Below are 3,255 nucleotides of genomic sequence, written 5' to 3'. Positions count from 1 at the left end.
CCCCAACCCCCTCCCCGCAAGCGATGAGGGGGCTATGATGTACCTTGTATGATTAGGAAATGCTATAGGATGTGTAACGTTTTTAATTGATCGCTTGTAACGTATCCAGTTTGTCCAAAATGTAGAGGCATCCGTTATAGGATGTGTAACGTTTTTAATTGATCGCTTGTAACTCCTAACTTTTCAAAAAGCTATTTACTTACGGGTGCGCTTGTGTCGGTTAGGTTGCTATAATCCGAAGCGCTAATGTGAAGAATTTTTACGGCAAGTTACTTTTTAGTGACTTGGTGGAGGAGTTTGTTGTTTTTTAGGTGTCCATGACTACATCAATAATTAATAGCCAGAAACTAAGTGACGAGCCTAGTAATTCCGACTTTCGGCTCAAAGATATTGTCAAAACCCTGCCACGCGAATGTTTTCAGCAGAACCGTCGCAAAGCTTGGACACAAGTCTTGCTGAGTGTCTTGGCAGTCGCCTTGGGCTATTACAGCCTGATTATCACTCCTTGGTTTCTTTTGCCCCTAGCTTGGATTTTTACGGGCACTGCTTTAACAGGTTTTTTTGTAATTGGCCATGATTGTGGTCACAGGTCTTTTGCCAAACGTCGTTGGGTAAATGATTTGGTAGGGCATTTCTTCATGATGCCGTTAATTTACCCCTTTCACAGTTGGCGGATTAAGCATAATTATCACCATACTCATACCAACAAGCTGGATGAGGACAATGCTTGGCATCCAATTAGACCAGAAGTGTTTGAAAATTGGGATAAAACCCGACAGTCTGCTTTTGAACTGTTCATGCGTAAACGCTTCTGGTGGGTAGGTTCCATTGGACATTGGGCTGTGGTGCATTTTGATTGGCGGAACTTCAAAACGAAAGACCAATCGAGTATCAAGCTGTCTGTGGCTGTAGTAGTTGTATTTGCAGCGATCGCTTTCCCGCTTCTGATCGCTACAACTGGTATCTGGGGATTTGTCAAGTTTTGGCTAGTACCCTGGATGATTTACCATTTTTGGATGAGTACTTTTACTATTGTTCACCATACTGCCGCAGATGTTCCTTTTGCGACAGCGAACAAGTGGAATGAAGCTCTAGCACAGCTATCTGGTACTATTCATTGTGATTATCCACGTTGGGTAGAAGTATTGTGCCACGATATCAATGTTCATGTTCCTCATCATATTTCCACTGCTATTCCTTCTTATAATTTGCGCCTAGCTTACAGCAGCATCAAAGAAAATTGGGAGCCTTATCTACATGATGAATGTCAGTTTTCTTGGCCTTTAATGAAACAGATTACAGACCAGTGTCAACTATACACAACTGATATTGGCTATAAGACTTTCGACGAACATTATACAGAGCGATAAATAGCGCTGTGACTACACTCACGCTCTTGAACCAACGAGAGCGTTTATCATGCTGTGTTTAAATAGAATTTGGCGCCTTTTTACTAACTAAAAATTGTTAGGTAGATTGCCAATAATTATCTTCTTTGGTGTTAGCGATCGCTAGTTTCGTGGGCATCCTAGAGGTGAGATTATCTTGTCTCAAAATCAAGTTCCGATTTATATCTAACAAAAGAATCCAGTGCAATTAGATACCATCAGTTTCAACAATCCTCTTAGCGGTGAAACGTCTGAGGATACAACTAAATTACCTTTCACTCTTCAAGATTTAAAATCTGCAATCCCCGCTGAATGCTTTCAGCCCAATGTAACAAAATCACTTTTTTACTTTTTTCGTGACATCCTGATTATCGGTCTGCTTTATGCAGTAGCTAATTACCTGGATTCTTGGCTTTTCTTCCCGATTTTCTGGCTAATGCAAGGAACGATGTTTTGGGCTTTGTTTGTAGTCGGGCATGACTGTGGACACCAATCTTTTTCTAAGCATAAATGGCTGAATGATTTGATTGGACATCTCTCTCACACACCAATACTTGTTCCTTATCATGGTTGGCGGATCAGCCACAGAACTCATCACAAAAATACTGGCAATATCGATAACGATGAAAGCTGGTATCCTGTGACAGAATCACAATACAAGGAGATGCCTTTAGCCCAAAAGATAGGCAGATATTATGTTTTTCTTTTGGCTTATCCTGTGTATTTGTTTAAGCGTTCTCCTAATAAAGAAGGCTCTCACTTTTTGCCCAGCAGTTCGCTTTTCAAACCATCGGAAAAATGGGATGTCCTCACTAGTACTGTACTTTTGATTGGCATGGTAGGTTTACTCGGCTTCCTCACCTACCAATGGGGTTGGATGTGGTTGCTGAAATATTATGCTGTGCCCTACCTTGTATTCATAGTTTGGCTAGATTTGGTGACATTCTTGCACCACACTGAGCCAGAGCTTCCCTGGTATCGTGGAGAAGATTGGACTTTTTTGAAAGGCGCAATTTCTAGTATTGACCGTGATTATGGTTTGGTTAATCATATCCATCACGATATTGGTACTCATGTTGCTCACCATATATTCCTTAACATCCCTCACTACAATTTGCTGAAGGCAACTGAGGCAATAAAACCAGTGATGGGTGAGTATTTCCACAAATCGGAAGAACCTATTTGGAAGTCATTATGGCGTTCATGTGTCAGCTGCCATTTTGTACCTGATAGTGGTAGTAGGGTTTACTACACATCCAACAACTTAGCTAAAGACTAGTGGTTCATCTCATTAATTCTGATAGGTGAAGGTGAGCAGATCCCCGACTTCTTTAATAAGTCGGGGATCTTACAGCCTAGCAATTAATGCGATAGACCACTAGAGCCAATTTCAAAAGCCCTCTCCCAAGCTTGGGAGAGGGCTTTTGATTCATAGAAGAAGTCTAATAACTTAAGCTGGCTTGCTTTTGATGTTGTTCACCATGATGGCTACAAACACCCTAATGATTATGGTGATGATGACTAGGGCCGTGGGAGCAGTTTTGCAAATCTTGCTTCATCAGCTTGTCGCTGATTTCTTGCAAGGATTCATCTACAGCTTGTAAGCCAATCCAAGTATCAATCTTTTGGACATCAAATCCTACCTCACGGCGCTCGCCTACTTCTAATAAAGGACGACGAATTAACAGTGGCTCTTTCAGCATCAACGTCAAGGCGGTTTCGGCATCGATTTTTTCAGGAACCACCTCACCAGATTTTATCTTGGGAGCGGAAAGATTAAACCATTCGGCTACGGGGCGATCGCCAAAAAATGAACGCAACCGCTCAACTGTCCAAGATTCTGTTAGCAGATTGCATGGTATCACTT

General features: G+C 41.7%; 3 protein-coding genes. 2 read left to right on the top strand and 1 reads right to left on the bottom strand.

The genetic code is table 11. From position 1 onward, the window contains the following. The first annotated feature begins 317 nt into the window (after nucleotides 1–317). Together IQ229_RS20050 and IQ229_RS20045 are read left to right on the top strand one after the other, a co-directional pair. Nucleotides 318–1,370, top strand: a complete 1,053-nt coding sequence (locus IQ229_RS20050; RefSeq protein WP_194046745.1) for a fatty acid desaturase — start codon at nucleotides 318–320, stop codon at nucleotides 1,368–1,370. Nucleotides 1,371–1,590: 220 nt separating this feature from the next. Beyond that, the gene (locus IQ229_RS20045) at nucleotides 1,591–2,667 is read left to right on the top strand and encodes a fatty acid desaturase (RefSeq protein ID WP_194046743.1); all 1,077 of its coding nucleotides are present in this window, start codon (nucleotides 1,591–1,593) and stop codon (nucleotides 2,665–2,667) included. A gap of 220 nt (nucleotides 2,668–2,887) precedes the next feature. On the opposite strand, the gene IQ229_RS20040 is transcribed toward IQ229_RS20045, so the two are convergent. After that, on the bottom strand, nucleotides 2,888–3,255 hold a 368-nt coding region (locus IQ229_RS20040), incomplete at its 5' end, for an ArsC/Spx/MgsR family protein (protein WP_194046741.1).

The organism is Nostoc cf. edaphicum LEGE 07299, from assembly GCF_015207245.1.
Lineage (GTDB): Bacteria > Cyanobacteriota > Cyanobacteriia > Cyanobacteriales > Nostocaceae > Nostoc > Nostoc edaphicum_B.
The sequence above is the reverse complement of the archived record's forward strand: the minus strand, read 5'-3'. Positions and strand labels throughout refer to the sequence as shown.